At 67.4% G+C, this 26,564-nt stretch carries 22 protein-coding genes; 10 read left to right on the forward strand and 12 right to left on the reverse strand.

Translation table 11 applies throughout. The features are described 5' to 3' along the window. The first annotated feature begins 240 nt into the window (after positions 1 to 240). On the forward strand, positions 241 to 1,908 hold the full coding sequence (locus ACQHGV_RS14735; protein ID WP_440978751.1) for a hypothetical protein: 1,668 nt from the start codon (positions 241 to 243) through the stop codon (positions 1,906 to 1,908). Positions 1,909 to 1,914: 6 nt separating this feature from the next. On the opposite strand, the gene ACQHGV_RS14740 is transcribed toward ACQHGV_RS14735, so the two are convergent. The 4 genes from ACQHGV_RS14740 to ACQHGV_RS14755 all read right to left on the reverse strand — a co-directional run bounded on the left by ACQHGV_RS14740 (position 1,915) and on the right by ACQHGV_RS14755 (position 4,629). Continuing rightward, the gene (locus tag ACQHGV_RS14740; RefSeq protein WP_440978752.1) at positions 1,915 to 3,045 is read right to left on the reverse strand and encodes a GNAT family N-acetyltransferase; all 1,131 of its coding nucleotides are present in this window, start codon (positions 3,043 to 3,045) and stop codon (positions 1,915 to 1,917) included. A gap of 220 nt (positions 3,046 to 3,265) precedes the next feature. Beyond that, positions 3,266 to 3,730 carry a RidA family protein gene (locus tag ACQHGV_RS14745; RefSeq protein ID WP_183952989.1) on the reverse strand — a complete coding sequence of 155 codons (465 nt, stop codon included), beginning with the start codon at positions 3,728 to 3,730 and terminating at the stop codon, positions 3,266 to 3,268. Between the two features lie 33 nt (positions 3,731 to 3,763). Beyond that, the gene (locus tag ACQHGV_RS14750) at positions 3,764 to 4,390 is read right to left on the reverse strand and encodes an HAD family hydrolase (protein WP_440978753.1); all 627 of its coding nucleotides are present in this window, start codon (positions 4,388 to 4,390) and stop codon (positions 3,764 to 3,766) included. Further along, positions 4,387 to 4,629: a DUF3572 family protein gene (locus ACQHGV_RS14755; protein WP_440978754.1), complete on the reverse strand. Its 243-nt coding sequence runs from the start codon at positions 4,627 to 4,629 to the stop codon at positions 4,387 to 4,389. The genes ACQHGV_RS14750 and ACQHGV_RS14755 overlap by 4 nt, the downstream gene beginning before the upstream one ends. Positions 4,630 to 4,695: 66 nt before the next feature. Here ACQHGV_RS14755 and ACQHGV_RS14760 point away from each other — a divergent pair, with 66 nt between their 5' ends. Further along, complete coding sequence (locus ACQHGV_RS14760) at positions 4,696 to 5,058, forward strand: response regulator (RefSeq protein WP_409791331.1); 363 nt, start codon at positions 4,696 to 4,698, stop codon at positions 5,056 to 5,058. 285 nt (positions 5,059 to 5,343) lie between these two features. Here the strand turns inward: ACQHGV_RS14760 and ACQHGV_RS14765 are convergent, their stop codons facing one another. Further along, positions 5,344 to 6,564: an argininosuccinate synthase gene (locus ACQHGV_RS14765; RefSeq protein ID WP_007406430.1), complete on the reverse strand. Its 1,221-nt coding sequence runs from the start codon at positions 6,562 to 6,564 to the stop codon at positions 5,344 to 5,346. Positions 6,565 to 6,724: 160 nt separating this feature from the next. On the opposite strand from ACQHGV_RS14765, the gene ACQHGV_RS14770 reads away from it, so the two are divergent. Further along, positions 6,725 to 7,099, forward strand: coding sequence for an EF-hand domain-containing protein (locus ACQHGV_RS14770; RefSeq protein WP_440978755.1), 375 nt, complete (start codon positions 6,725 to 6,727; stop codon positions 7,097 to 7,099). Between the two features lie 309 nt (positions 7,100 to 7,408). Here ACQHGV_RS14770 and ACQHGV_RS14775 read toward each other — a convergent pair whose 3' ends face one another. Both ACQHGV_RS14775 and ACQHGV_RS14780 read right to left on the reverse strand, forming a co-directional pair. Then, positions 7,409 to 8,776, reverse strand: coding sequence for an ammonium transporter (locus ACQHGV_RS14775; RefSeq protein ID WP_440978756.1), 1,368 nt, complete (start codon positions 8,774 to 8,776; stop codon positions 7,409 to 7,411). A gap of 14 nt (positions 8,777 to 8,790) precedes the next feature. Further along, the gene (locus ACQHGV_RS14780) at positions 8,791 to 9,129 is read right to left on the reverse strand and encodes a P-II family nitrogen regulator (RefSeq protein ID WP_183952983.1); all 339 of its coding nucleotides are present in this window, start codon (positions 9,127 to 9,129) and stop codon (positions 8,791 to 8,793) included. Between the two features lie 225 nt (positions 9,130 to 9,354). Between ACQHGV_RS14780 and ACQHGV_RS14785 the strand changes: the two genes are divergently transcribed. After that, complete coding sequence (locus tag ACQHGV_RS14785; protein ID WP_440978757.1) at positions 9,355 to 10,170, forward strand: formate/nitrite transporter family protein; 816 nt, start codon at positions 9,355 to 9,357, stop codon at positions 10,168 to 10,170. 143 nt (positions 10,171 to 10,313) lie between these two features. On the opposite strand, the gene tldD is transcribed toward ACQHGV_RS14785, so the two are convergent. Together tldD and ACQHGV_RS14795 are read right to left on the reverse strand one after the other, a co-directional pair. Further along, positions 10,314 to 11,747, reverse strand: coding sequence for a metalloprotease TldD (gene tldD, locus ACQHGV_RS14790; RefSeq protein ID WP_440978758.1), 1,434 nt, complete (start codon positions 11,745 to 11,747; stop codon positions 10,314 to 10,316). Between the two features lie 447 nt (positions 11,748 to 12,194). Beyond that, positions 12,195 to 12,428 (reverse strand): zinc-finger domain-containing protein, encoded by a 234-nt coding sequence (locus tag ACQHGV_RS14795; RefSeq protein WP_183952980.1) that lies wholly within the window; start codon positions 12,426 to 12,428, stop codon positions 12,195 to 12,197. An 89-nt stretch (positions 12,429 to 12,517) separates the two neighbouring features. Between ACQHGV_RS14795 and ACQHGV_RS14800 the strand changes: the two genes are divergently transcribed. Further along, positions 12,518 to 13,450: an ABC transporter ATP-binding protein gene (locus ACQHGV_RS14800; protein ID WP_183952979.1), complete on the forward strand. Its 933-nt coding sequence runs from the start codon at positions 12,518 to 12,520 to the stop codon at positions 13,448 to 13,450. Between the two features lie 314 nt (positions 13,451 to 13,764). On the opposite strand, the gene ACQHGV_RS14805 is transcribed toward ACQHGV_RS14800, so the two are convergent. Continuing rightward, a complete protein-coding gene (locus tag ACQHGV_RS14805; protein ID WP_440978759.1) occupies positions 13,765 to 14,514 on the reverse strand; it encodes an energy transducer TonB in 750 nt (249 codons plus the stop codon). Between the two features lie 120 nt (positions 14,515 to 14,634). Between ACQHGV_RS14805 and nadB the strand changes: the two genes are divergently transcribed. The 5 genes from nadB (at position 14,635) to ACQHGV_RS14830 (ending at position 22,711) form a co-directional block, all read left to right on the forward strand. After that, positions 14,635 to 16,212 carry an L-aspartate oxidase gene (nadB, locus tag ACQHGV_RS14810; RefSeq protein WP_183952977.1) on the forward strand — a complete coding sequence of 526 codons (1,578 nt, stop codon included), beginning with the start codon at positions 14,635 to 14,637 and terminating at the stop codon, positions 16,210 to 16,212. 239 nt (positions 16,213 to 16,451) lie between these two features. After that, positions 16,452 to 17,588, forward strand: coding sequence for a serine hydrolase (locus ACQHGV_RS14815; protein ID WP_440978760.1), 1,137 nt, complete (start codon positions 16,452 to 16,454; stop codon positions 17,586 to 17,588). Between the two features lie 62 nt (positions 17,589 to 17,650). Beyond that, a complete protein-coding gene (locus tag ACQHGV_RS14820) occupies positions 17,651 to 18,067 on the forward strand; it encodes a hypothetical protein (protein WP_294273997.1) in 417 nt (138 codons plus the stop codon). 164 nt (positions 18,068 to 18,231) lie between these two features. Further along, the gene (gene polA / locus ACQHGV_RS14825) at positions 18,232 to 21,006 is read left to right on the forward strand and encodes a DNA polymerase I (RefSeq protein ID WP_440978761.1); all 2,775 of its coding nucleotides are present in this window, start codon (positions 18,232 to 18,234) and stop codon (positions 21,004 to 21,006) included. A gap of 190 nt (positions 21,007 to 21,196) precedes the next feature. Further along, positions 21,197 to 22,711 (forward strand): lipopolysaccharide biosynthesis protein, encoded by a 1,515-nt coding sequence (locus tag ACQHGV_RS14830; protein WP_440978762.1) that lies wholly within the window; start codon positions 21,197 to 21,199, stop codon positions 22,709 to 22,711. 128 nt (positions 22,712 to 22,839) lie between these two features. Here the strand turns inward: ACQHGV_RS14830 and purH are convergent, their stop codons facing one another. Both purH and ACQHGV_RS14840 read right to left on the reverse strand, forming a co-directional pair. Next, positions 22,840 to 24,459: a bifunctional phosphoribosylaminoimidazolecarboxamide formyltransferase/IMP cyclohydrolase gene (purH, locus tag ACQHGV_RS14835; RefSeq protein ID WP_440978763.1), complete on the reverse strand. Its 1,620-nt coding sequence runs from the start codon at positions 24,457 to 24,459 to the stop codon at positions 22,840 to 22,842. 359 nt (positions 24,460 to 24,818) lie between these two features. Beyond that, on the reverse strand, positions 24,819 to 26,561 hold the full coding sequence (locus ACQHGV_RS14840) for a heparinase II/III family protein (protein WP_440978764.1): 1,743 nt from the start codon (positions 26,559 to 26,561) through the stop codon (positions 24,819 to 24,821). Positions 26,562 to 26,564: the final 3 nt, after the last annotated feature.

Here is a 26,564-nt window from a genome sequence, read left to right on the forward strand (position 1 = left end):
GGCAGCGGCGGGGCGTGCGCTTCGACTTCGCTCAGCGTGAACGGAGGTGGGGGTTCTCGGGATGGCGTGGAGCGGGCGAGCGACTCGATCCTGACCCTCTCACTCCCTCGACCCGACCGACACCCTACCCACGCGCGCGCCCGAATCCGCGCGCCAATATGTCGCCGCCCCAACAACTCATCGCACCGGCACCAGCGTTCGTCTTGTCCAAGCCCCCTTCGATCCGCTAGGCCCGGCGGCATGAATGGGGGAAAGCTCAACTGGTGGCAGACGCGGTGGTTCGTGGCGGCGATGGCGCTGCTCGCCGCCGTGCCGCTCATCTGGCCGACCGTGCCGCCGCTGGTCGATCTGCCCGGCCATATGGGCCGCTACCGGGTCCAGCTGGACTATGCGAACCAGCCCTGGCTGTCGGGGTGGTATCATTTCGAATGGCAGATGATCGGCAATCTGGGCATCGACCTGCTGATCGAGCCGCTGGCGCCGATCTTCGGGCTGGAGCTGGCGGTCAAGCTGATCGTCATGGCGATCCCGGTGCTGACCGTCACCGGCCTGCTGTGGATCGCGCGCGAGGTGCAGGGGCGCATTCCCGCCACCGCGCTGTTCGCGCTGCCGCTGGCCTATAGCTATCCCTTCCAGTTCGGATTCGTGAACTTCGCGCTGTCGATGGCGCTGGCGCTCAACCTGTTCGCGCTGTGGCTGCGCATGGGGCGGCTGGGCGCGGTGCGGTTGCGCATGGTGCTGTTCGTGCCGCTATCCTGCCTGTTGTGGCTGGCGCACACCTTTGGCTGGGGTGTGCTGGGTGTGCTCGCCTTTTCGGCCGAGCTGATCCGCCAGCACGACATCCGCCGGGCGCGCGGCGCGCACGGTGTGAAGGGGTGGATCGAATCCGCCTTCCACGCCGGCATCGGCTGTATCCCGCTGGCGCTGCCGATGGTGCTGATGGTGCTGTGGCGCTCGGGCGAGCATGTCACGGGGCAGACCGGCGACTGGTTCAACTGGCGCTGGAAGATCAACTGGGTGACGATGGCGCTGCGCGATCGTTGGATGGCGTTCGACCTGGCGTCGGTGACCGTGCTGTTCCTCGTGCTGCTCAAGGGTGTGCGCGACGAGCGGGTCGAATATTCGCGCAATCTGGTGCTGTCGGCGGCGTTCCTGGCGGTCGTCTATATCTTGCTGCCGCGCATCGTCTTCGGTTCGGCCTATGCCGATATGCGCCTCGCCCCCTTCGTGCTGGCCATCGCACTGATCGCGCTGCGGCCCCGGCGCGGGCTGTCCTTCCGAGGCGCGTCGACGCTGGCGATCGTCGGGCTGCTGTTTTTCGTGGTGCGGATCGGGGCGACCACGGTCAGCTATGTGATGTACAGCAACGACTATGACCGGGTGCTGACCGCGCTCGATCATGTGCCGCCGCGCGCGCGCCTGCTGACCTTCGTGGGCCGCCAATATTGCGCCGATGTCTGGCCGTCGAGCCGGCTGGAGCATGTCGCCGGCCTCGCGCTGGAGAGGAAGCTCGCCTATGCCAACGACCAATGGTCGATGGCGGGCGGGCAGTTGCTGACCGTGCGCTATGCCCCCGCCAAGCGGTTCGCGCACGACCCGTCGGAAATCGTGACCCAGCGGCGCTGTCGCGGCCAATGGTGGCGGCCGATCGATACCGCGCTCAAGCTGTTGCCGCGCGATGCGTTCGACTATGTCTGGCTGGTCCATCCGCCGCGCTATGACGAGGCGCTGACGCGGGGCATGACGCCGATCTGGCGCTCGGGCCGCGACGTGCTCTACCGGATCGACGATCGCCGGCCGATCATCGACCCCACAGCGTATGAGATTCTGAGCAAGCCCAACCCCGAGGACGATCGCCGCCCGCCCCCCGCGCGGCGCAGCACCCCGCCCGACAAGGACGACGATTAAGCGGCGTCAGCCCCGCCGGAAGGGCGTGAGTTCGCCCAGAAACTCGCTTTCGGCGGCGATGGCCTCGCGTTCGCGTACGACGAATTCGGCGACTGCGCGACGAAAGGCCGGGTGCGGGATGTAATGCGCCGAGTAGGTCGGCACGGGGACATAACCGCGCGCCAGCTTGTGTTCACCCTGCGCGCCGGCCTCGACCGTCTTCAACCCGCGCGCGATGGCGGCGTCGATCGCCTGATAATAGCAGAGCTCGAAATGGAGGAAGGGTACCTCCTCGGTCGCGCCCCAATAGCGGCCATAGAGCGTATCCGCGCCGATCAAGTTCAGTGCGCCCGCGATCGGCACGCCGTCCCGCTCGGCCAGGATCAGCAGCACCTTGTCGCCCAGCCGCTCACCGATCCGGTCGAACGCGGCGCGGGTCAGGTACGGCCGGCCCCATTTGCGGCTGCCCGTATCCTGGTAGAAGGTCCAGAAGGCGTCCCAATGCTCGGGGCGAATCTCGCCGCCCGACAGATGGCGGATGGTCAGCCCCTCGACGGCGGCGGCGCGTTCCTTGCGGATCGCCTTGCGCTTGCGGCTGGCGAGCGCCGCCAAGAAATCGTCGAAACCGGCATATCCGTCATTATGCCAGTGGAACTGCACGCCCTCGCGAATCAGCCAGCCCGCCGCCTCAAAATGCGGCAGCTGTTCGGGGGTAACGAAGGTGACGTGCGCGGAGGACAGCTCGTTCTGGTCGGTCACCGCCTCGATCGCGGCGATCAGCGCGGGCGCCAGCGCGGGGTCGCGCAGCAGCAGGCGCGGTCCGGGAACCGGTGAGAAGGGCGCGGCGATCTGGAGCTTGGGGTAATAGCGTCCTCCCGCCCGCTCCCAGGCATCGGCCCAGCCATGGTCGAAGACATATTCGCCCTGGCTATGCGCCTTCAGATAGGCCGGGGCGATGGCGGCGGGCTGGCCGTCCGGGCCGTCGATGACGATCGGGGCGGGGGTCCAGCCCGAATGGCCGCCGACGCTGTGCGATTCCTCCAGCGCGGTGAGGAAGGCGTGGGAGACGAAGGGGTTGGCGGTGCCCGCGCAGGCGTCCCACGCATCGGGGGACAGGGCGGCGGCGCCGGACAGGATACGCGCGATGGCGGTGGTCATCGCGTCTGGATATGCGGTGTTGGGTGGGGTGGGACAAGGGGGTGGCGATGTCGCTTGGGGCGAGGGCCCTCCCCCATCCCCTCCCGCCTGCGGGAGGGGTGCGGCTAGAAGCTAACGAGGAATCCCACCTCCAGCCAAACAACACGCCCCTCCCGCAGGCGGGAGGGGATGGGGGAGGGAAGGGCCGCGAGCTACACGCTCAACGACCCATCCCCCAAAATCACCCCAGCTCGACGATCGCGTCGACTTCCACCGCCGCCCCCAGCGGCAACACCGGCACGCCGACCGCCGAGCGCGCATGACGCCCGGCATCGCCGAACAGCGACACCATCAGCTCGGACGCGCCGTTCGCCACCTTGGGCTGGTCGGTGAAGTCGCCCGCCGAATTGACGAACACGCCCAGCTTCACGATCCGCTTCACGCGCGACAGGTCGCCGCCGAGATGCTTCTTGATCTGCGCGACCAGCATCAGGCCGCACGCCTGCGCCGCCTTCTGCCCGTCGTCCAGCGAGACGCCCTCGCCCAGCCGACCGGTGACCAGCTGGCCATCGATAAAGGGCAGCTGGCCCGAAATGTGGAGAAGCCCGCCCGCCTCGACGACGGGGACATAGGCGGCGACGGGGGCGGCAGCCTCCGGCAGGGTGAGGCCGAGCTGCTCGAGCGCGCGATCGATATGCGTGGTCATGCGCGCAGACATGGCGCGAGGCCACCCCGCCGGTCAAGCCGTGGCGGGACGCCCCTCGGCGAAACGCGCGGCGATCCAGCGTTCCGCCTCGCGCCAGTCGTCGATACGCGCATGGGCGTGCGGCGCGGGGGCGACATGCGGCGCCATTTCGGGCTCGGACACCATGTGCAGCCGGTGGACCTGCGGGGCGTGTTCGGCGACCGAGGCGTGATGCTGCGCCAGATCGTCGACGAAGACGGTGACGGGATCGCCATGCTCGGCGACCAGCCTGGCCACCGGCGCGCCCTTGCCGCCCGTATTGCACTGGACATGATGATGGATGCCGAAGCGCGCGAGCTGTTCGATGCGCGGGGTCCGGCACTCCTCGATCAGATTGGTCAGGATGACGATATCGGCCTGCGCAGCCAACGCGGCCAGCGCCTCGGCGGCGTGGGGTACCAGCGTCTGGCGCTCCATCTGGCCGGGGAAGAAGCCGTGCAGCAGATCCCAGGCCTCGGCCTGGCTCGGCGCGGGGCCGCCATCGCGCCGGGTCATCGATCCGAAGAAGTCATGGGTGTCGAGCGCGAAGTCCATGTCATGCGCCTCGTCCAGCCAGCTGCGGAAATGCCGCACCATATGGACCAGCACTTCGTCACAATCACAGATCAGCAGCGGCTTCATGCGTCCTCCAACACCCGGCGGGCGGCGACCAGCGCCTCGGGTCGTTCGTCCAGCGCGTCGGCACAGGCGACCAGATCGGCCTCGTGCGCCTCCAAAAAGGTCAGGATCGCGGCCAGCACCCCCGGCTCGCCCGCCCCTGCGCGCAGCTCGACGGGCGACAGGCCGGTCAGCGCCAGCAGGCGTTCGGCCCGTGCGGGGCTTTCCAGCGTCCAGGCCAGCGCCTGAAGCGCCAGGTTCATGGCGCGCTCGATTGTATCCGGTGCGGGCATTGCCTATCGTCGTCCCTGGTGACTGGTGGAGCGGGCGTGGCAAGAAAGGTGCTCGTTGTCGAGGACAACGAACTCAATCTGAAACTCTTCTGCGACCTTTTGCGCGCGCACGGCTTCACCGCCGAGCCGGTGCGCGACGGGCGCGAGGCGGTCGCCTGCGCGCGCGAATTCCAGCCCGACCTGATCATCATGGACATCCAGATGCCGCACGTCACCGGCTATGAACTGATCCTGGAGCTAAAGGCGGACGAGGAGCTGCGCCGCATCCCCGTGATGGCGGTCACCGCCTATGCCGGCCGCGAGGACGAGGACCGCATCCGCGCGGCGGGCGCGGACGCCTATGTCTCCAAGCCGATCAGCCTGATGCGCTTCATGGAAGCGGTGAACGCGCTGCTCTAAGGAGCTAGATGACCCTGAGGCCAAATCACCCCTCCCCTTCAGGGGAGGGGACGGGGGTGGGGCGCTTCCGCAAACCGTGCGCCTGTGGAGAGGCCCCACCCCAACCCAGTGGCAGGTAAACGATGCCCCGCATCGTTCAGGTCATGCCAGGGGCATGAACGACCTGCCACTCCTGAAGGGGAGGGGCTTGAGTCGCCGTGATCCCGCACGCACTTCATACCCCGAACGAAAAAGGGGCGGACAGGTCGCCCCGTCCGCCCCTTCCCTATCGCGGTCCGACCGAAATCAGATCCGGTCGCGACGGCCCAGCAGGCGCAGGCGCAGCGCGTTGAGCTTGATGAAGCCCGCCGCGTCGCGCTGGTCGTACGCGCCCTGATCGTCCTCGAAGGTGACGACCTTTTCCGAATAGAGCGAATAGGGCGACTTGCGGCCCGTGACGATCGCCTGTCCCTTGTACAGCTTCAGGCGGACGGTGCCGGTCACCTTTTCCTGGCTGTAGTTGACGGCGGCCTGCAGCATCTCGCGCTCCGGCGAGAACCAGAAGCCGTTATAGACCAGCTCGGCATAGCGCGGCGCCAGTTCGTCCTTCAGATGCGCCGCACCCCGGTCGAGCGTGATCTGCTCGATGCCCCGGTGCGCCAGCGCATAGATGGTGCCGCCCGGCGTCTCGTACATGCCGCGGCTCTTCATGCCGACAAAGCGGTTCTCGACCAGGTCGAGGCGGCCGATGCCGTGCTTGCGGCCCAGCTCGTTCAGCTTGGTCAGCAGGGTCGCGGGCGAGCAGGCCTCGCCGTTCAGCGCGACGCCGTCGCCCCGCTCAAAATCGATGGTGATTGTTTCGGGCTGGTCGGGCGCGTCTTCCGGATTGACCGTGCGCGAATAGACATAATCGGGGACCTCATCCCACGGGTCCTCCAGCACCTTGCCCTCGGACGAGGTGTGCAGCAGGTTCGCGTCGGTCGAGAAGGGCGCCTCGCCGCGCTTGTCCTTCGACACCGGGATCTGGTGCGCCTCGGCGAACTCGATCAGCTTGGTGCGGCTGGTCAGGTCCCATTCGCGCCACGGTGCGATGACCTTGATGTCCGGGTTCAGCGCATAATAGCCCAGCTCGAAGCGGACCTGGTCGTTGCCCTTGCCGGTCGCGCCGTGGCTGACCGCGTCGGCATTGACCATCTTGGCGATCTCGATCTGGCGCTTGGCGATCAGCGGCCGCGCGATCGAGGTGCCGAGCAGGTACAGCCCCTCATAGAGCGCGTTGGCGCGCATCATCGGGAAGACGTAATCCTTGACGAACTCCTCGCGCAGATCGTCGATGAAGATATGCTCGGGCTTCACGCCCGCCATCTCCGCCTTCTTGCGTGCGGGCTCCAGCTCTTCGCCCTGGCCCAGATCGGCGGTGAAGGTCACGACCTCGCAGCCATAATGCTGCTGCAGCCACTTGAGGATGACGCTGGTGTCGAGGCCGCCCGAATAGGCGAGGACGACGCGCTTGATATCTTCGCTCACGGCAAAGTCCTTGATGAAGAGGGATGGATTTGACCCGGCCCCTATGCGCTGCGGCGCGTCCACGCAACCTTCGGTTGGACTCGTTCCCCCGCTCGTTCATTGCGCCGACAGCCAAAGGCCGTCAGGAGCGGCGGTGATGATCCGTTCAGGAGCCTTTTCCATGACCCGTTTCCTCGTCACCGGCCTGATCGCCGCCACGCTGGCCGTCCCCGCTCTGGCGCAGCAGGACACCCGTGCCTCCGCCGCCGCCAAATTCTCGCGCGAGTTCAAGGCGCGCGACACCAACAAGGACGGCGCGCTGTCCAAGGCCGAGGTGAAGGCCGCGATCCTGCGCATGGGCGCGGGCAAGCAGAAGATCGACGCGGTCCACGCCCAGCGCCTCGCCGACCTGTGGTTCGAAAAGGCCGATGCGAACAAGGACGGCAAGGTGACCGAGGCGGAGGCCCAGGCGCTGCTGTCGCGCACCTTCGACGAGTATGAAGCGGCCAAGGCGGCACAGGCCAAGGCGCAGCCGGCGGGGCCGAAGGGGCGGTAAAGACTCCCAACCTTCCTTCAACTTCCGTTCCACCCATCCCCAACCTCCGTTCGCACTGAGCCCTTCGGCTGGCTGGCAAGCCAGCCGCTCAGGGTAAACTTCGGCGCCTCACGCCGAAGTCGAAGTGCACGGGATTGCGGTTGTCGATAGGGCATGGCGTGGCCTTCGACTTCGCTCAGGCTGAACGGAGGTGGACACTGCCCCCACCCACAAAAAATGCCCGGTGCGTTGCCGCACCGGGCTTAGGTCGTCCGCAGGAGGAACATCGTGGGGAGCGGGGGTTCTCGTGCCCCCGCGCCCGATCAGAAATCAGTTGTAGGCACGCTCGCCATGCTCGCCGAGGTCGAGGCCTTCCTGCTCGACATCCTTCGAGACACGCAGGCCGGTCAGCGCCTTGGCGACATACATGGCGATCACGGTGCCGATCGTCGCCCAGACGATGGTGGTGGCGACCGCGCCCAGCTGGACCAGCAGCTTGGCGCCCATGTCGTAATCCGCGGCACCCGGGCCGCCCAGCGCGGGCGAATAGACCACGGCGGTGCCGATCGCACCGACCATGCCGCCGATGCCGTGCACACCAAAGGCGTCGAGCGCATCGTCATAGCCGAGTTTGGGCTTGAGCACCGACACCGCGTAGAAGCAGATCACGCTGGCGATGGCGCCCAGCACGATCGCGCCGAAGGGGCCCGAATTGCCCGCCGCCGGGGTGACCGCGACCAGGCCGGCAACGATGCCCGAGCAGAAGCCCAGCGCCGAACCCTTATGCCCCGCCACACGCTCGGCGAGCATCCAGAACAGGCCACCGCTGGCGGTCGCGACGAAGGTGTTGATCATCGCCAGACCCGCCGAGCCATTGGCCTCCAGCGCCGAGCCGGCATTGAAGCCGAACCAGCCGACCCAGAGCAGGCCGGTGCCGACACCGGTCAGCGTCAGCGAGTGCGGCGGCATCGGCGTGGTCGGATAGCCGAGACGCTTGCCCAGGATCAGCGAGGCGACTAGCGCCGAGACGCCGGCATTGATGTGCACCACCGTGCCGCCCGCGAAATCGAGCGCCCCCGCCTTGAAGAACAGGCCCGACGCCGCCCACACCATGTGCGCGATGGGGAAATAGGTGATGGTCAGCCACACCGCGACGAACGCCATCACCGCCGAGAACTTCATCCGCTCGACCACCGAGCCCAAGACCAGCGCGGCGGTGATCGCGGCGAAGGTCATCTGGAAACAGATGAAGACATATTCGGGGATTTCGACGCCGGCGGTGAAGGTCGCCGCCTGGCTGGCGGGCGTGACGCCCTTCAGGAACGCCTTGCCCAGACCGGCGATGAAGTTGGACGCGCCCCCCGACACGTCCGGCCCGAAGGCCAGGCTATAGCCGTACATCACCCAGATCAGCATCGCGAGGCAGGCGGCCGCGCCGATCTGGGTCATGGTGGACAGCATGTTCTTCGCGCGGGTCAGGCCGCCATAGAACAACGCCAGGCCCGGCAGGATCATCATCATGACCAGGACGGTCGAGGTCATCATCCAGGCGGTGTCGCCCTTGTTCACCGTCGCGGCGGGCGCGGCGGTGGCGGGCGACTGGAGCGCGGCGGCGTCCTGCGCCCAGGCGGGCAAGGCGGCGAAGAGGGCGATGCCGAGGCCGGTCGCCCCGCTCGCCAGTCGCGTGAGGTGCTTCATCAAATCCCCCCTTCTCAAAGCGCGGAGTCGTCGGTTTCGCCGGTGCGGATGCGCACGGCCTGGCCGACATCGAGCATGAAGATCTTGCCGTCGCCGATCGCGCCCGTGTTGGCGGCGGACTGGATGGCTTCGACGACGCGGTCGGCGATCTCGGTGGCACAGACCACCTCGATCTTGATCTTGGGCACCATGTTGGTGCTGTACTCGGCCCCGCGATAGATTTCGGTCTGCCCCTTCTGGCGTCCGAACCCCTTGACCTCGGTGACCGTCATGCCCGCCACACCCAAGGTGGTCAGTGCCTCGCGCACTTCGTCCAGCTTGAACGGCTTGATGATGGCAATGATCAGCTTCATTGCGCCCCCTTTGCGTTACCTGCCGGCATCATCTGCAAAGGGTGTGCCAGTTCATAAATTGGTGACTTTTCCGCATCGGCACCATGCGACGGCCGGCAATGGCCGGATTTCGGGCGTCAAAAAATCAGCACGACGCGACCGCTGCCCAATTTTCGGGCACGCACAGGGAGCAAAGCTGCGCGCCGCCGGTTGGCCTGTCGACAAGCGACAGGCAGGGAGAGGATCATGGCCGACACGACCGGCGAACCACTGGCCGACACGGTAGCCGATGCGCTGGCCGAGCGCGGATCGGCGGGGACCCTGCCGGCGCTGTGGCTGGGCATCGCGGCAGGATTGCAGATCGGCTTTGGCGGCATCGCCTATCTGGTCGCGAGCGCCGGCATGCCATCGGGCGCAGGCGCGACGCATCTGCTCGCCGGGCTGGCCTTTTCCGCCGGACTGATGCTGGTGATGGTGACCGGTGCGCATCTGTTCACCGGCCATGCCATGCTGTCGCTACCGCTCGCCCAGGGCCGCGTGACGGGGGCCGGCCTGGCCAGGGCGCTGGGGCTGGTGTGGCTCGCCAATCTGGTCGGCAGCCTGATCGTCGTCGCGCTGTTCGTCGCGGCGGGCGGGGCGGAAGCGGTTGACGGCGCGGTCGCCGCCGTCGCGCGTGAGACCGCCATGTCGAAGGTCGCCAAGTCGGACGGCACGCTGATCGCCTCGGGCATCCTCGCCAATATGCTGGTCTGCCTCGCGGTCTGGATGGCGAGCGGGGCGACGACGGTCGCGGGCAAGATCGTCGCGGTGATTGCGCCGATCACGCTGTTCGTTGCCGCCGGGCTCGAACATTCGATCGCCAACATGACGCTGCTGCCGCTCGGCTGGGCGCTTGATCCGGCGGCGGTGCCGATCAGCGGGATTGCGCATAATCTGGCGCTGTCGACGCTGGGCAACCTGATCGGCGGCGGCGCGATCGCGCTGTTGCTAGGTGCGGGCCACGGGACGTTAGCCAACCCCAATTCCTCCCCTGTAAGGGGAGGTGGCAGGCCGCAGGCCTGACGGAGGGGTGTCCCGCTAGCGAGAGGGTGACACCCCTCCACCAGCTTCGCTGGTCCCCAGTGGCCGGTCGATCATGCCCCCGGCATGATCTGGATTGCCTGGGGGGCAATCCACCTGCCACTCCTTACAGGGGAGGAATAGACTCACGCCGCCAGCGCGGTCCCGCCGACCGTCAGCCCCTCGACCAGCAGCGTCGGCTGGCCCACACCGGCGGGCACGCTCTGGCCGCCCTTGCCGCAGACCCCGACACCCTCGTCCAGCGCGAAGTCGTTGCCGATGCCCTTCACCTTGGTCAGCACGCTCGGCCCGTCGCCGATCAGCGTCGCGCCCTTGATCGGCGCGCCTAAGCGGCCGTTCTCGATCCGGTAGGCCTCGGTGCAGGAGAAGACGAACTTGCCCGACACGATGTCGACCTGCCCGCCGCCGAAGGACTTGGCGAAGATGCCGTTCTTGACGCGCGACAGCAGCTCGGCGGGATCGTCCTGCCCACCCTTCATGAAGGTGTTGGTCATGCGCGGCATCGGCGCATGGGCGAAGCTCTCACGCCGGCCATTGCCGGTCGGCGCGACGCCCATCAGCCGGGCGTTGAGCCGGTCCTGCATGTAACCCTTCAGGATACCGTCCTCGATCAGCACGACCTCGCGCGTCGGCGTGCCTTCGTCATCGATCGACAGCGAACCGCGCCGGTCGGCGAGGCTGCCGTCATCGACCACGGTGACGCCGGGTGCCGCGACCCGCTCGCCGATGCGGCCCGAAAAGGCCGAAGTGCCCTTGCGGTTGAAGTCACCCTCCAGTCCGTGCCCGATCGCCTCGTGCAGCAGCACGCCCGGCCAGCCGGGCCCGAGCAGCACGGTCATCTCGCCAGCCGGCGCGGCGACCGAGTCGAGATTGACCAGCGCCTGGTTGAGCGCGACGTCGATACCGCGCTCCCATGTCTCACGTGCGACCAGCCGGTCGTACAGGTAGCGCCCGCCGATGCCGAAGCTGCCCGTCTCGCGCCGACCATTCTGCTCGACCACGACCGAGATGTTCAGCCGCACCAGCGGCCGGACATCGGTGGCGACGAAGCCATCGGCGCGGACGATCTCGACCACGCTCCAACTGCCCGACAGGCCGACCGACACCTGCACCACGCGCGGGTCGCGCGCACGGGCGGCAGCGTCGATGGTCTGGCAGAGCGACACCTTCTCGGCAAAGGGGATCAGGTCGAGCGGATCGGTCGCGGTGTAGAGATGCCGGTTGGTCCCTTGCGGCGGGGGTGCGGCGGCACCCTTGGCCGGATCGATCAGCGCCATGGTCTGCGCGGCGCGCTGGATCGCGGCTTCCGACAGTTCATTGGCATGGGCGAAGGCGGTCATCTCGCCCGACACCGCGCGCAGGCCGAAGCCGGAATGCGTGTCGTAGCTGGCGGTCTTCAGCCGGCCGTCGTCGAAGCCGAACGCTTCCGAGCGCTTATATTGCAGGTAAAGCTCGCCATCGTCCGCGCGCGACAGGGCGTTGGCGGTGAGGCGCAACGCGGCGTCGGGGTCGAGCGTGTCGCGGTAGAGGAACGAGCGGGGATCGAGAGGCGAGGTCATCGCCAGGATATAGGATGCCCGGCCAGGGTTTGAAACTCCAAGCCGCCCCCTCTTCTTCTCCCCTCCCGCAGGCGGGAGGGGCCGGGGGAGGGCATGAAGTCTCACCAAGATTGTGGCTTGGGGCGTTCCCTCCCCCATCCCAGTTTCAGGTAAACGATGCCCAGCATCGTTTAGGTCATGCCGGGGGCATGACCGACCTGAAACTCGTCTGCGGGAGGGGCATGAGTCTCATGCGCGTGGGTGCTTAGGACGGATCGACATTCAGCCTATTCCTCCCCTGTAAGGGGAGGTGGCAGGCCGAAGGCCTGACGGAGGGGTGTCCCGGTTGCAAGTCTGGACCTCGCCTCGCCACCGGGGACACCCCTCCACCATGCTACGCATGGTCCCTCTCCCCTTACAGGGGAGGAAGTTGCGCCCTCTAGGCTGAATGTCGATCGGACCTAGTGCTTAACGCCCGGCGCCGTCGCCGTGATCCGGCAGGCTCGCCTGGTCCGCACCGTCCGCCGGTCCGCCGATCAGCACGAAACGGCGATCGCAGTATCCGCAATCGACATAGCCGGTCTCGTCGATCTGCAACCACACGCGCGGATGGCCGAGCGCGGCGCCGCCCGGAATATCGGTGGCACCGTCGCAAGCGACGCGGGTCTGGGTGACGCGGGTGGTTTCGGGCGGCGGCAACATAGGCTCGCGCGATAGCAAGGCGTGGAGCACCGTGCAATTCCCGAAAACTCGGCTTGGCCTCGCGCGCCCACGGGCCTATCTCCGGCGCCATGACCGCCTCCACAGACGCCGCCATCTCGATCCAGGGCATCGCCAAGACCTATCAGGGCGGCAAGCGCGCGCTCGACGGGGTCAGCTTTGACGTGCCGAGGGGGCAGATTTTCGGGCTGCTAGGCCCCAACGGCGCAGGGAAATCGACGCTCATCAACATCCTGGCGGGGCTGGTGATGAAGACCGAGGGCTCGGCGTCGATCTGGGGCTTCGACATCGACCAGCATCCGCGCAACGCCAAGGCGTCGATCGGCATCGTCAACCAGGAAATCCTGTTCGACCCCTTCTTCACGCCACTGGAGACGCTGGAGATCCAGGGCGGGCTCTACGGCGTACCCAAGGCGCAGCGGCGCTCGATGGAGCTGCTGCGCGCGGTGCATCTGGAGGACAAGGCCAACGCCTATTCGCGCACCCTGTCGGGCGGCATGAAGCGCCGGTTGATGGTCGCCAAGGCGATGGTCCATTCGCCGCCCGTGCTGGTGCTCGACGAACCGACGGCGGGTGTGGACATCGAGCTTCGCCAGCAACTCTGGGCCTATGTGCGCTCGCTCAACGAACAGGGCGTGACGGTGGTGCTGACGACGCACTATCTGGAAGAGGCCGAGGAGCTGTGCGACCGGATCGCGATCATCAACCATGGCCGCCTGGTCGCCAACGAGCCGACCCGCGAACTGGTCGGCAAGGCGCAGGAGAAGATCGTCGCGGTGACCGTCGACCGCGACGTCGCGGCGGTGCCCGACCATGCCAGCTTCGGCAAGATCGTGCTGAAGGGCGCCCGCACGCTGGAGATCACCTATGCCAAGGACAAGGTGAATGCCGGCCAGGTGCTCGCGGCGGTGCAGGCGGACGGGTATGGGATCGTCGACGTCTCGACCAAGGAAGCCGATCTGGAGGACGTGTTCCTGTCGCTGACGCGGAGCGTGGGGGCCTAAGATCAGCCGAATCCCTTAGCCTTCGACTTCGCTCAGGCTGAACGGGGGGCGGGACAGAGGGATTTTGTTCGCGCGGAGGCGCGGAGGACGCAGAGATGTCTGGTGCCGGGAGAGGACATCCCCTAACCCAACACGTTCCCGACAAGGGGCGTTCAGAAGAGCAGAAGCCCAACATCTCTGCGTCCTCCGCGCCTCCGCGCGAACCTCTTCTTCCCAAACCCCGTTTCAGGCTGAGCCCTTCGGCTAGCTGGCAAGCCAGCCGCTCAGGATAAACTTCAGCGCATAGCGACGAAGTCGAAGCCCATGCCCCGCCCTCACCGCTCGTCCCGCACCCGCTCCAACACCCAGTCCTGATTCACGACGATGATCGACCGCACCGGCCGTCCACCGGCATCGCGCGAGGGGTCGTAGCGGTATCGCTGCTCGATCAGCCGGCACGTCGTCTCATCCAGCGCGGCATTGCCGCTGCTCTGAGTCACCACGCAGCCGCTGACCCGGCCATCGACATTGACGAAATAGCGGACCTGCACCGTCCCACTCGCGCCCGCATGGGCGGCGGCTTCGGGATAGTCCGAATCCTTGATCCGCCCCTTGATCCGGCGCGGCGGGGTTTCCTCGCCATAACCATCGCCGTCCCCTGAGCCGCCGCTGCCCGTGCCGTTGCCGATCCCGCCCGCCCCCGTGCCCGGCCCGGGCCGATCGGACGCGCCCTGGCTGGCGTCATTCCCGACCCCCGCCACCGGCGCGACGACGACCGGCGTCACCGGCGGCGGGAGCACGACGATCGGCGGCGGCGCGACGACTTCGGTCGCCTGCGAGCGGATATTGGGTGGCGCCGCGGCCCCGCGCGGGCGGTTCGTCTGCACCTTCTTGGGCTGGATACGTGGCGGCGGCGGGGGCGCGGGCGGAGTCACGTCAAAACTGTCGAGCGCGGCGGTGGGCAAGGCGGGGCGCGGCGCATAGCCCAGCCCGATCACCAGCGCATAGCCGAGCCCCGCCACGATCACCCCCGTGGGGATGCCTGCGCGCAGACGATCGCGCCAATCGGGTCGGGCCAGCGGCATGCGTGGTGAGGTGGGAAGACCCGTGCGTCATCGCAAGGCGCGGAACCCCCTGTCCTCCCCACGCCATCCATGTCACAGGGCGGTCATGTATCCCCGTTCCGCGCCCCAAGGAGCCCGCGCATGACCGAATCCGATATCCTGATCGTCGGATCGGGCGCGGCGGGGCTGACCGCAGCGCTGAACCTGGCCGACCGGTTCAAGGTGACGGTGCTGGCCAAGGGCAAGCTGAACGAAGGCTCCACCGCCTGGGCGCAAGGCGGGATCGCAGCCGTACTGGAACCCGGCGATACGTTCGACAGCCATATCGAAGATACGATGGTCGCGGGCGCCGGGCTGAACGACCGCGCCACCGTCGAATTCGTGGTCGAGAACGCGCCGGCCGCGATCGAGCGGTTGCAAAAGCTGGGCGTGCCCTTCGCGACCGAGGGCAACATGCTCCACCTGACGCGCGAGGGCGGGCATTCGCACCGTCGCATCGTGCATGTCGCCGACGCGACCGGCTGGGCGGTGCTCGACGCGCTGCTGAAGGCGGCGGACGCGCATCCCAACATCACCATGGTCCCCGATCAGGTCGCGATCGACCTGGCGACCAGCCGTCACGAGATGCGCTATTCGGGGGCGGGCCATGTCTGGGGCATCTATGCCGTCGACCGGCGGACGGGACGCGTCGTGGTGCACAAGGCGCGCGCGACGATCCTGGCGACCGGGGGCGCGGGGCGCACCTATCAATTCTCCACCGCGCCCAAGGGGGCGACCGGCGACGGCATCGCCATGGCGTGGCGCGCCGGCGCGCGCGTGTCGAACATGGAATTCATGCAATTCCACCCGACCTGCCTCTACAACACCCAGGTCAAGAATTTCCTGATCACCGAGGCGGTTCGCGGGGAAGGCGGGCATTTGAAGATTCCCGAGACCGGCCACCGCTTCATGCCCGATCTCGACCCGCGCGCCGAACTCGCGCCGCGCGACATCGTGGCGCGCGCGATCGACCATGAGATCAAGCGGCTGGGCCTCGATTACGTCCATCTCGACATCAGCCACCAGTCCCCTGCCTTCGTCCGCGAGCATTTCCCCAACATTCATGAAAAGCTGCTGAGCCTGGGCATCGACATGACGGTGCAGCCGATCCCGGTCGTGCCCGCCCAGCATTATACCTGCGGCGGCGTGATCGTGGACCGCGACGGGCGGACCGACCTGCCCGGCCTTTATGCGGCGGGCGAGGTCACCCAGTCGGGGCTGCACGGCGCGAACCGCTTGGCCTCCAACTCGCTGCTCGAATGCTTCGTCTATGGCGAGGCGTGCGCGAACCATATCGCGCAGCATTGGGACGACCTGCCCCCGCCCCCGGCCATCCGCGCCTGGGACGAAAGCCGCGTCACCGATTCGGACGAAGAGGTGGTCATCAAGCAGAACTGGACCGAAATCCGCCGCTTCATGTGGAATTATGTCGGCATCGTGCGCACCACCAAGCGGCTGGAACGCGCGCAGCATCGCATCCGCATGCTGACCGACGAGATCAACGACTATTACGGCCATTTCCGCGTCACGCCCGACCTGATCGAGCTGCGCAACCTGCTCCAGACCGCCGAACTGATCGTCCGCTGCGCGCTCCACCGCAAGGAAAGTCGCGGACTCCACTATACGCTCGATTATCCGGAGACGCTGCCGGAGGCCGTCGACACGATCCTGATCCCGTAAGGCAAAACCTGATTCCTCCCCTGCAAGGGGAGGTGGCAGGGCGAAGCCCTGACGGAGGGGTGTCCCACTATCGAGAGGGGTGCCCCCTCCGACGCGATCCGTGCGCCACCTCCCCTTGCAAGGGAGGAATTGGAAGGTTTCGCATCTTGTCGCGCTCACGCGGCTTTTCGTCGCAAGGCCCATGCGGGGGGATTTCCCCCGATCGGTCAACACGTAAAGATAGCGATATTCAGCGGGGTATGGCGGTGACGAAGCGAGTATTGGGCGGCGGGCTGCGTATCTGGCCTGTCGGGTTTCTTCTGGCTCTGGCGGCGTGCGGCACCGATACGCGCCCTGGCGCCACCACCTACATCCCCAGCGCGCCCGAGCCGCAGGTGGCGGTCTCGATGCCGCTGCCCCCGCCCCGCCCCAGCCGCGCGCCCACCGCCCCCGCCGGACTGGTCAGCACGATCAACAGCCTGTCCGCCGGCTTTTCGGGCAAGAAGGGCATTGCCGTCCGCGCGGTCGATGACGGCTGGACGGTCGAGGTCGGCGGACGCCAGCGCCTGCCGCAGCAATCCGTCTCCAAGCTGTGGGTCGCGATCACCCTGCTCTCCTTACGCGACCAAGGCCGCGCGAGGCTGGACGAGCCGATCGTCGTGCGGCGCGAGGACCTGACCCTGTTTCACCAGCCGATCGCGATGCTGGTCAAGGGCGACGGATACCACACGACGGTCGGCGAACTCCTGACCCGTGCGCTGACCCAGAGCGACAATACCGCCAATGACCGGTTGCTGACCTATGTCGGCGGGCCGCAGGCGGTGCGCACGATGATCGCCAACAAGCGGCTGGGCGACATCCGCTTCGGTCCGGGCGAGCGGCTGCTCCAGGCCAAGACCGCAGGGCTCACCTGGCAGCCCGCCTTCGCGGCGGCTGGCGCGTTCCAGGCGGCACGCAACCGGCTCGACCCGGCGGCGCGGACGGCGGCGCTCAACGCCTATGTCAGCGATCCGCCCGATGGCGCCGCACCGATCGCCATCGCCGATGCGCTGGCGCGGCTGGCACGCGGCGAGTTGTTGTCCGAAACCTCGACCCGCATCCTGATCGACACGATGGAGGCCTCGCGCACCGGCCATGCCCGCCTGCGCGCCGCCGTCCCTTCGGGGTGGACCATCGCGCACAAGACCGGCACCGGCCAGGACCTGGGCCGCCGCAATGCGGGCTTCAACGATGTCGGCCTGCTGACCGCGCCTGACGGCCGCCGCTTCGCCATCGCGGTGATGATCGGCGACACGACCGAGGACATCCGCAAGCGGCAACAGCTGATCCAGAATGTCGCGGCGGCGGTGGCGGAGGCGGCGGGGCCGCCAAGAGGGCCGGTGGCGGTGGCGAACTGAGGGTTACGGATAGCTGGTTTCACCCACTTGCGGACATAGCCTTGCCTACCTTACGGCAGACCATGGCTCACGCATTCTCCGACTTCCACGACGGCCTGATCACTGGCATCGTTCTGGGCAGCGACACGGCGACGATCCTCCTTCAGCAAACCACTGGCGAAGAGTACACGCTTACACTTGCGGGACTTGAGGTTCTCCACATGGAGGATTTCAGACAAGGCAACATCATCTCCATGGTGGAGGTGGTCAGCGGCCAATATCCTTACGAGCATTCCAGCCTTGAGCGTCTCTTCAGCCCACCGCATCCGTCAGCCGCCGAGGAATACCACAAGGCGCATGCGGCAATTGTTGAGCGGCAGTCCGCCCGCATTGCCGCTGGTGACGTTTCCATGGTTGTAATCGTGCCATCCTACGGAGCCGACCTCATTGCGATCTGCCGAGACATAGCTTTTGCGCCTCTTGCGATGAATGGCAGCTAACCATCCATTTCAGACATTCGCTGCTTTTTAACGTCCTGGGACAGCCCTCCCTGGCGCGTCAACGACATACATCGCTCAAGCGTGACCCATCGGCCACAGCCCCAAAAAACCGCTAACATCAGGGGCTGTTTACCCTCTCTCTGTTCCGCTAAACCGCGCGGATCATGCCCCATCTCTATCTCGTCGACGGCTCCGGCTATATCTTCCGCGCCTATCACCGCCTGCCGCCGCTGACGAACAAGCATGGCGAGCCGGTGGGGGCGGTCTATGGCTATACCACCATGCTGTGGAAGCTGGTGGACGAGATCAACGCCGCCGACGGGCCGACGCATATGGCGGTGGTCCTCGACAAGTCGTCCAAGACCTTCCGCAACGAGATGTACGACCAGTATAAGGCGCACCGGCCCCCGCCCCCGCCCGATCTGGTCCCCCAGTTTCCGATGATCCGCGACGCCACCCGCGCCTTCTCGCTGCCCTGCATCGAGGAGATGGGGCTGGAGGCCGACGACCTGATCGCCTGCTACGCCCGCGCCGCGATGGCGCAAGGGTGGCAGGTCACGATCGTCTCGGGCGACAAGGACCTGATGCAGCTGGTCGAGGATGGCAGCCTCGACATGCTCGACACGATGAACAACCGGCGTCTGGGCGAGGCTTATGTCGTCGAGAAGTTCGGCGTGGGGCCGAAACAGCTGGGCGATGTGCTCGCGCTGATGGGCGACAGCGTCGACAATGTACCGGGTGTGCCGGGCGTCGGCCCGAAGACCGCTTCCAAGCTGATCGTCGAGCATGGCGACCTGGAGTCCGTCCTGGCCGCTGCGCCCGAGATGAAGAAGGGCAAGCTGCGGGACAACCTGATCGAACATGCCGACAATGCGCGGCTGTCGAAGCGGCTGGTCACGCTGGAATGCAACGCGCCGCTGCCGCAGCCGCTGGAGGAACTGGCGCTGCACCCGACCATCCCGGATGCGCCGTTGCGCGCGTTCCTGGAGCATCACGGTTTCCGCTCGCTGATCGCCAAGATGGGCCAGATCACCGACGACGCCGCGCCCGCCCCCGCCACCGGGGAAGCCGCGCCGTCCGGCCCGATGGACGATGACGAGCCGTGCAATCTCGACGGCTATGTCACGGTGCAGGATCTGGAGACGCTCGACCAGTGGGTCGCGGAGGCACAGGCTCAGGGCTTCGTCGCGATCGATACCGAAACCAGCTCGACCGACGCCACCCAGGCTGAACTGGTCGGGGTCAGCCTGTGCCTGGCACCCAACAAGGCGTGCTATATCCCGCTCGGGCATGGCGGCACCGACCTGTTGGCCGAAGTGCCGGTGCAGATTCCGGTCGCGGCAGCGCTCGAGCGGATCAAGGCGCTGTGCGAGGACCCGTCGGTCCTAAAGATCGGCCAGAATCTGAAGTTCGACATGATCGTGCTGGGCGAGCGCGGCATCGCCATCGCGCCGCATGACGACACGATCGTGATGAGCTTCGACCTTGATGCGGGGCTGCACGGCCATGGCATGGATGAGCTGGCCGCGACGCATCTGTCGCACACCTGCCTTGCCTTCAAGGAGGTGGTCGGCACCGGCAAGAAGCAGCTCGGCTTTCACGAAGTCGATCTGAAGACCGCCACCCGCTACGCCGCCGAGGATGCCGACGTCACGCTGCGGCTGTGGAAGCGGTTCAAGGCGCGGCTTCCCATGGAGCAGGCGACCCGCGTGTACGAGATGGTCGACCGGCCGCTGGTGCCGGTGATCGCGGGCATGGAGCGGCGCGGGATCAAGGTCGATCGCGACCGCCTCTCGCAACTGTCGACCGAGTTCGCCGGACAGATTGCGGCCCTCGAGGGCGAAATCCATGCGATGGCGGGCACCCCCTTCACCATCGGCAGCCCCAAGCAGCTGGGCGAAATCCTGTTCGACCGGCTGGGCCTGAAGGGCGGGCGCAAGGGCAAGTCGGGCGTCTATTCGACCGACGTGACCGAACTCGAACGCCTCGCCCGCGATGGCGGCGAGGCGGCGGAGATCGTCCGCAAGATCCTGGAATGGCGCCAGCTGTCCAAGCTCAAGAGCACCTATACCGACGCGCTCCAGGCGCAGATCAACCCCAAGACCGGCCGCGTCCACACCAGCTACAGCCTGACCGGCGCGCAGACCGGCCGGCTGTCCTCGACCGAGCCGAACCTCCAGAACATTCCGATCCGCACCGAGGTCGGGCGACAGCTGCGCGAGGCGTTCATCGCCGAGGACGGCCATGTCCTGATCGCCGCCGACTATTCGCAGATCGAGCTGCGGCTGGCCGCGCATATGGCCGATGTGCCCGCGCTGCGCGATGCGTTCGCCAATGGCGACGACATCCACAGCCTGACCGCCAAAGAACTGTTCGGCGAGGTCAATCGCGATACGCGCGGACGGGCCAAGACGATCAACTTCGCCATCCTCTACGGCATTTCGCGCTGGGGGCTGGCCGGTCGCCTCGACGTGTCGGCGGACGAGGCGCAAGCCATGATCGACCGCTATTTCGAACGCTTCCCCGGCATCAACCGCTATATCGCCGAGACGCTGTCTTCGGTGCGCGAGAAGGGGTTCACCGAAACGCTGTTCGGCCGCAAGACGCATTTCCCGCGCATCGCCTCGCGCAATCAGGGCGAGCGGCAGGGGGCCGAACGCGCCGCGATCAACGCACCGATCCAGGGGACCAGCGCCGACATCATCAAGCGCGCCATGGTCCGCATGGAACCCGCGCTCGCCGCCGCAGGGCTCGGCCATGTGCGGATGCTGCTCCAGGTGCATGACGAACTCGTCTTCGAAGCGCCCGAAGCCGATGCCGAAGCGGCGGGCAAGGTCATCCGCGAAGTGATGGCGGGCGCGGCCGAACCGGCGGTGTCGCTGTCGGTGCCGCTGGGCGTCGAAATCGGGGTCGGCAAGAATTGGGGGGCGGCGCATTGATCCGTGGATATGCCAATCCTCCCCAAATTCTGCTTGGGGAGGGGGACCATGGCGATAGCCATGGTGGAGCGGCACTCCGTTCCGAGATGATGGCACCCCTCGCGACCGGTGACACCCCTCCGTCAGGCCTTTGGCCTGCCACCTCCGCTTACAGGGGAGGGCAAATGACCTCAGGACCCCGCACCCGCTAATGGCGCAAAGCCAGGACATCGATACGCTCGCCAAGGGGGGGCGCACCAATATCGCGGGCTTCGTCCTGCGGCTGGCGGCGCGCATCCCCTTCCTGTTCATCGCGGGGCGCATCTATGGCCCCGATCTGGTCGGGCGGTTCGCGATCGCGGTGGTGGTGGTCGAACTGGCGGCGCTGCTCGCGACGCTGGGGATGAAGCGCGGGCTGGCGCAGGCGCTGGCCTCGACCGAGCGGCCGCATGCGCATGTCGTGTGGGATGCGATGGCGCTGGCCTTCCTCGCCTCGATCGCGGCGAGCTGCTTCCTGTTCCTGTTCCCCGAGCTGGTCTATCCCAACAGCGCGATCAGCGGGCTCGACCGCTGGCTGCCCGCGATCATCGTCGCCATCGCCTGGTCCGATGTCAGCCTGGCCGCGCTCGCCTATCGCCTGAACGTCAAGGCGGCGGTGACCGCGCGCGCGGTGGTCGAACCCTGGACGGTGTCGATCGCCGCCTGGCTGTTCTCCTTCTTCACGATCCGCGACGGGCTGGTCCTGTCCTATGTCGCCTCGATGATCGCGGCGATGATCGCCAGCCTGGTGCCGTTCCTGCGCAGCTATGGCCTGCCGCGCGGCTGGACGCCGCAGCTGTCGCGCGTCTTCGCGCTCGCCCGCGCCAATGCGCCACTGGCCGGGGCCGACGCGCTGGAATGGGGCACGCGCAACGTCGACCGCTTCATCCTGGGCGTGATGTTCGAGCCGCGCATCGTCGGCATCTATTATATGGCGCAGCAGGTCTCCTCGCTGCCGCAGAAGCTGAAGACCAGTTTCGACCCGATCCTCGGCCCCGTCATCACCCAGAGCCTGGCCAATGGCGACATGGCCGCGATCGCGCGGCAGGTGCGCCAGGTCGCCTTCTGGATCATCGCGGCGCAGGGGTGCCTGGCGCTGATGGGATCGATCCCGGGCGAGGCGGTGATGGGCGTGGTCGGACCGCAATTCGTCTCGGGCACCGCCGCGCTCGCCTTCCTGTTGTTCGCCGAGGTGCTGTCCTCCACCGGCGCGGTATGTGAATCGGCACTGGTCTATACCGCGCGGCATCGCAACCTGATGATCTCGATCGCGATGCTGGGGGTGCAGATCGGCCTGAGTTTCGCGCTGATCCTGGGGATGCGGTCGCTCGGCTGGCCCGAGACCTGGGCGGCGGCGGGACCGGCGGTGGCACTGGCGGTCAGCGTCACGCTGACCTCGATCCTGAAGGCGCGAACGCTGGCGAGTATCCTGAAGGCGCCGGTTTCGCCCTTCCGCTGGCCGCTGATCTGGGCGGCGCTGGCCGCAACGCTGGTCGGGGGCGCGTTCACGCTGCTGCCCAAGCGGCTGGAATGGGCCGAGCTGCTGTTCGGCGAGCCGGCGATCGCGGCGACCTATCTGCTGATCCTGTGGCGCTGGGCCTTCGGCCCGGCAGACCGCGCGCTGTTCGGCAAGGCTCCGCGCGCCGAAGAGGCGACGCTGCCGCATGCGGGCGGAATCACGCGGTAACTTTGTCCTCCCCTGCAAGGGGAGGTGGCAGTCCGAAGGATTGACGGAGGGGTGTCACCATCAGCGGCGACACCCCTCCACCACCGCTTCGCGGCGGTCCCCCTCCCCTTACAGGGGAGGAATGACACTCAATGCCGGAAGTGGCGCATGCCGGTGAACACCATCGCCAGCCCGGCTTCGTCCGCCGCCGCGATGACCTCGTCGTCGCGGATCGAGCCGCCCGGCTGGATCACCGCCGTCGCGCCCGCCTCGACCGCCGCGAGCAGGCCGTCGGCGAAGGGGAAGAAGGCATCCGACGCGACCGCCGACCCGATGGTGCGCGGCTCGGCCCAGCCGGCCTTGTCGGCGGCGTCCTTGGCCTTCCACGCGGCGATGCGCGCCGATTCCAGACGGTTCATCTGGCCCGCGCCGACGCCTGCGGTCGATCCGCCCTTGGCATAGACGATCGCGTTCGACTTCACATGCTTGGCCACCGTCCAGGCGAAGCGGCAATCGGCCAGTTCCTGCTCCGTCGGCGCACGCTTGGTCACGACCTTCAGCATGTCGTCGGTCAGGCGGCCATTGTCGCGGCTCTGGACGAGCAGGCCACCCGCGATCGACTTCATCATCAGGCCGGGGCGCGCCGGGTTGGGCAGTTCGCCCGAGAGCAGCAGGCGCAGGTTCTTCTTCTTGGCGAAGATCGCGCGCGCTTCTGGTGACGCGTCCGGGGCCACCACGACCTCGGTGAAGATGCCCGAAATTGCTTCCGCCGTCTCGGCGTCGAGCGGACGATTGCAGGCGATGATGCCGCCGAACGCCGACACCGTGTCGCAGGCGAACGCCGCCTGATAGGCCTCGAGCAGCGTTGCGCCGCTCGCTACGCCGCAGGGGTTGGCGTGCTTGACGATGACGACCGTGGGCGGTCCGTCGATGAACTCGCTAACCAGCTCCAGCGCGGCATCGGCGTCGTTGAGATTGTTGTAGCTCAGCGCCTTGCCCTGCAGCTGCTCGGCCTGGGCGATGCCCTGACCACCCTTTTGCGGCAGATAGAGCGCGGCGACCTGATGCGGGTTCTCGCCGTAACGTAGCGTTTCGGGATGCCTGGTGAAAGCGAGCGGCAGGGTCGTCGGGAAGGCCTCGCCCTGGTCGGCAAAGGCGAACCACTGTGCGATCGCCGAGTCGTACGCGGCCGTGGCGGCGAACGCCTTGGCGGCGAGGCGCTGGCGGGTCTTCAGCGTCGAGGCGCCGTCATGGGCGGCCAGATCGGCAAGGAAGTCGGCATAGTCGGCCGGGTCGGTCAGGATCGAGACATAGCCATGATTCTTGGCCGCCGACCGCACCATCGACGGGCCGCCGATGTCGATATTCTCGATGATCTCGGGGCGCTCGGCGCCCTTCGCGACGGTCTGCTGGAAGGGGTAGAGGTTGACGACGACGAGGTCGATCGCGCCGATGCCATGCTCGGTCATCGCGGCGGCATGGGCGGGGTCGTCGCGCACCGCGAGCAGGCCGCCATGGACCATCGGGTGCAGCGTCTTGACCCGGCCGTCCATCATCTCGGGGAAGTTGGTGACCTCGGAGATGTCGCGCACCGGCAGGCCGGCGTCACGGATCGCCTTGGCGGTACCGCCGGTCGAGACGAGATCGACCCCGCGCTCGGCCAGCGCGCGGGCCAGGTCGATGACGCCGGTCTTGTCGGACACCGACAACAGCGCGCGGCGAACCGGCACCAGATCGACGGAGGGAGCGGTGGGGAGCGAAACGGCCATCGGGCAGCGGGTCCTGATACTGGGAGGAGTTTGCCGACCCGATAGACTCCGATTCGCCGAAGCGCAAAATGTGATTCGGGGTGCGCGCCTATCCTCCCCTGTAAGGGGAGGGGGACCAGCGAAGCTGGTGGAGGGGTGTTGCGCTATCGAGAGGGCGACACCCCTCCGTCAGGGCTGCGCCCTGCCACCTCCCCTTACAGGGGAGGAATTAGAATTGTTCGCACGGAGGCGCGGAGAACGCGGAGGGGTTTCGCCCGGTGGCAAACCCCTCGGACCAACAACCGGCCAGAGCGGAAGCCTTGTCCGCGCGGCGAGTCCGCCATCTCTGCGTTCTCCGCGCCTCCGCGCAAATAATCCTTTTAAAGAGCCCTTTTAAATGCCCAGCTGACATGCGCGCCGCCCGCTGGCGTTTCGCCCGTGACCACCAGCTGCTGCGTCGCCACCGGCCGCCCGGTGCCGTCGATCCACAGCGACTCCTCGATCGCCAGCGTGCCCCCGCGACAGCGGAATTGCCACAGCGCGCCGTCGTCGAGCCGCAGGATCGCCTGCCCACTCTCGGCCGTCACCATCGCCTCGACCCCGTCGCCGAGGTGGAAGCGGAGCGCGAAATTGGTGCTGCCCGCCTGCCGCTTGCGGCCTTCCGGCAAGAGCGCATCCTCGCCCCGCAATTCGCGCCCGTCGCCGGTCAGCAGCAGTTGGCGACGATGGGTGAAGCCATAGCGGCGGACATAGCCGTCATGGCTCGCCTCGATCCGGCTGGCCGCGTCCGATTCCTGGCGGCTGAGTTCCACCTGGGCGACGCCGCGCCCCAGCGTGCCGTCGGCATGGATCGCGGTGGAGTTGCTGTCACCCAAGGTCAGCGTCGAATGCGCCGCCGTGGTGCGCAGCCCGTGCGCCAGGCTGGCGGGCACCTGCGCCACGGTCGCGCGCGCGCCGCCGCAATTGACGACGATCCGCTGCGCGCCATCCGAAAACTCGAACGCCAGCGTCGAGGCGCAGCCGCCCTCGATCGCACGCGCGATCGGCGGAGGCGCGGCGTCCATGACCAGCACGGTCTGCGCCGCCGCCAGCCGCTGATAACCCCAGTCGCCCGCCTGGCGCAGCGGCCGGGTACGCACGCCCGACGCCTCGATGACCGCCGCGATCCGCTCGGGCGTTTCGGGGCCGGAACCCTGCCAGCTCGACAGCGACCGGTCACCATGCATGACGCCGAGCAGCGCCGAGATCATCTTCTGGAGCCGTGCCTGGAAATGCTCCGGAAACGCCAGCCCACGCGCGTCATAGACTTCGCGCATCATGGTCAGCAGCATGACCGCGTCGAGCTGCACCGCCGGGCTGCGCGCGATGACGCCGCCGTCCGCGAACAGCCCGCTGTCGAGCGCGCGGTTCAGTCCCGCCTCGCCAAAGGCTTGGCGCGGATCGCCGCCCGCCAGCAACAGGCCGGCCGCGATGACGCCGCACCATGCCGCGATCCGCGCGACGCCCGGCGGGGCCTTGTCCGCGCCGCGATCGAGATGCCGGGCCCCACGCGCCATCGTGTTGAGCACGCGCGAGCGATAGACAAGATCGGTCGACGACAGGATCAAAGGCGCATGCGCGGTCCAGAACAGGATGCGCCGACCCCACAGATCGGGCCGCCAAGCCGTGGCATCGACCGTCTCGGCAAAGGCGTCGAGCCAGCGTCCCATGAGGTACTCGGCGATCGGCGCACCCTGCGCGCGCGTCGCGACGGTCGACAGGTCGCGCAGCCAGGCGAAGCTGTGCAGATGATCGGCGAAACCGCTCGACCAGTCGGGATGGGCGAAATCGATCGATTCGACCCCGCGCTCCTCACCGCGCCAGTCGAGGACACCGCCGAGCAGCGCATGACCGCGCTCCATATCGCCCAGCACCGGGTCCTCGGGCACCGCCATCAGCTTCAGCGGATGCCGGCCCTTCAGCCGCAGCGAATGGAGCGGCGTGCGCCAGGTCAGCCGGTGGAGATGCTCGCTCAACCGGTCGGCGAGCGACAGCCCGCCGCCGCCGACACGGACCAGCCTCTTGCCTTCCTCGATGCTGTCGGCGCCCTGCGCGGTCGCGCCGCCGTCCGTCGCTTCGCGCATTCC

Source organism: Sphingomonas pseudosanguinis (assembly GCF_052056765.1).
GTDB classification, from domain to species: domain Bacteria; phylum Pseudomonadota; class Alphaproteobacteria; order Sphingomonadales; family Sphingomonadaceae; genus Sphingomonas; species Sphingomonas pseudosanguinis.

What these genes read in the sequence shown, in the direction of transcription:
- ACQHGV_RS14735 (WP_440978751.1), top strand. Translation starts at nt 241, where the DNA reads ATGAATGGGGGAAAGCTCAACTGGTGGCAGACGCGGTGGTTCGTGGCG.
- ACQHGV_RS14740 (WP_440978752.1), bottom strand. Translation starts at nt 3,045, where the DNA reads ATGACCACCGCCATCGCGCGTATCCTGTCCGGCGCCGCCGCCCTGTCC.
- ACQHGV_RS14745 (WP_183952989.1), bottom strand. Translation starts at nt 3,730, where the DNA reads ATGACCACGCATATCGATCGCGCGCTCGAGCAGCTCGGCCTCACCCTG.
- ACQHGV_RS14750 (WP_440978753.1), bottom strand. Translation starts at nt 4,390, where the DNA reads ATGAAGCCGCTGCTGATCTGTGATTGTGACGAAGTGCTGGTCCATATG.
- ACQHGV_RS14755 (WP_440978754.1), bottom strand. Translation starts at nt 4,629, where the DNA reads ATGAACCTGGCGCTTCAGGCGCTGGCCTGGACGCTGGAAAGCCCCGCA.
- ACQHGV_RS14770 (WP_440978755.1), top strand. Translation starts at nt 6,725, where the DNA reads ATGACCCGTTTCCTCGTCACCGGCCTGATCGCCGCCACGCTGGCCGTC.
- ACQHGV_RS14775 (WP_440978756.1), bottom strand. Translation starts at nt 8,776, where the DNA reads ATGAAGCACCTCACGCGACTGGCGAGCGGGGCGACCGGCCTCGGCATC.
- ACQHGV_RS14780 (WP_183952983.1), bottom strand. Translation starts at nt 9,129, where the DNA reads ATGAAGCTGATCATTGCCATCATCAAGCCGTTCAAGCTGGACGAAGTG.
- ACQHGV_RS14785 (WP_440978757.1), top strand. Translation starts at nt 9,355, where the DNA reads ATGGCCGACACGACCGGCGAACCACTGGCCGACACGGTAGCCGATGCG.
- tldD (WP_440978758.1), bottom strand. Translation starts at nt 11,747, where the DNA reads ATGACCTCGCCTCTCGATCCCCGCTCGTTCCTCTACCGCGACACGCTC.
- ACQHGV_RS14795 (WP_183952980.1), bottom strand. Translation starts at nt 12,428, where the DNA reads ATGTTGCCGCCGCCCGAAACCACCCGCGTCACCCAGACCCGCGTCGCT.
- ACQHGV_RS14800 (WP_183952979.1), top strand. Translation starts at nt 12,518, where the DNA reads ATGACCGCCTCCACAGACGCCGCCATCTCGATCCAGGGCATCGCCAAG.
- ACQHGV_RS14805 (WP_440978759.1), bottom strand. Translation starts at nt 14,514, where the DNA reads ATGCCGCTGGCCCGACCCGATTGGCGCGATCGTCTGCGCGCAGGCATC.
- nadB (WP_183952977.1), top strand. Translation starts at nt 14,635, where the DNA reads ATGACCGAATCCGATATCCTGATCGTCGGATCGGGCGCGGCGGGGCTG.
- ACQHGV_RS14815 (WP_440978760.1), top strand. Translation starts at nt 16,452, where the DNA reads ATGGCGGTGACGAAGCGAGTATTGGGCGGCGGGCTGCGTATCTGGCCT.
- ACQHGV_RS14820 (WP_294273997.1), top strand. Translation starts at nt 17,651, where the DNA reads ATGGCTCACGCATTCTCCGACTTCCACGACGGCCTGATCACTGGCATC.
- polA (WP_440978761.1), top strand. Translation starts at nt 18,232, where the DNA reads ATGCCCCATCTCTATCTCGTCGACGGCTCCGGCTATATCTTCCGCGCC.
- ACQHGV_RS14830 (WP_440978762.1), top strand. Translation starts at nt 21,197, where the DNA reads ATGGCGCAAAGCCAGGACATCGATACGCTCGCCAAGGGGGGGCGCACC.
- purH (WP_440978763.1), bottom strand. Translation starts at nt 24,459, where the DNA reads ATGGCCGTTTCGCTCCCCACCGCTCCCTCCGTCGATCTGGTGCCGGTT.
- ACQHGV_RS14840 (WP_440978764.1), bottom strand. Translation starts at nt 26,561, where the DNA reads ATGCGCGAAGCGACGGACGGCGGCGCGACCGCGCAGGGCGCCGACAGC.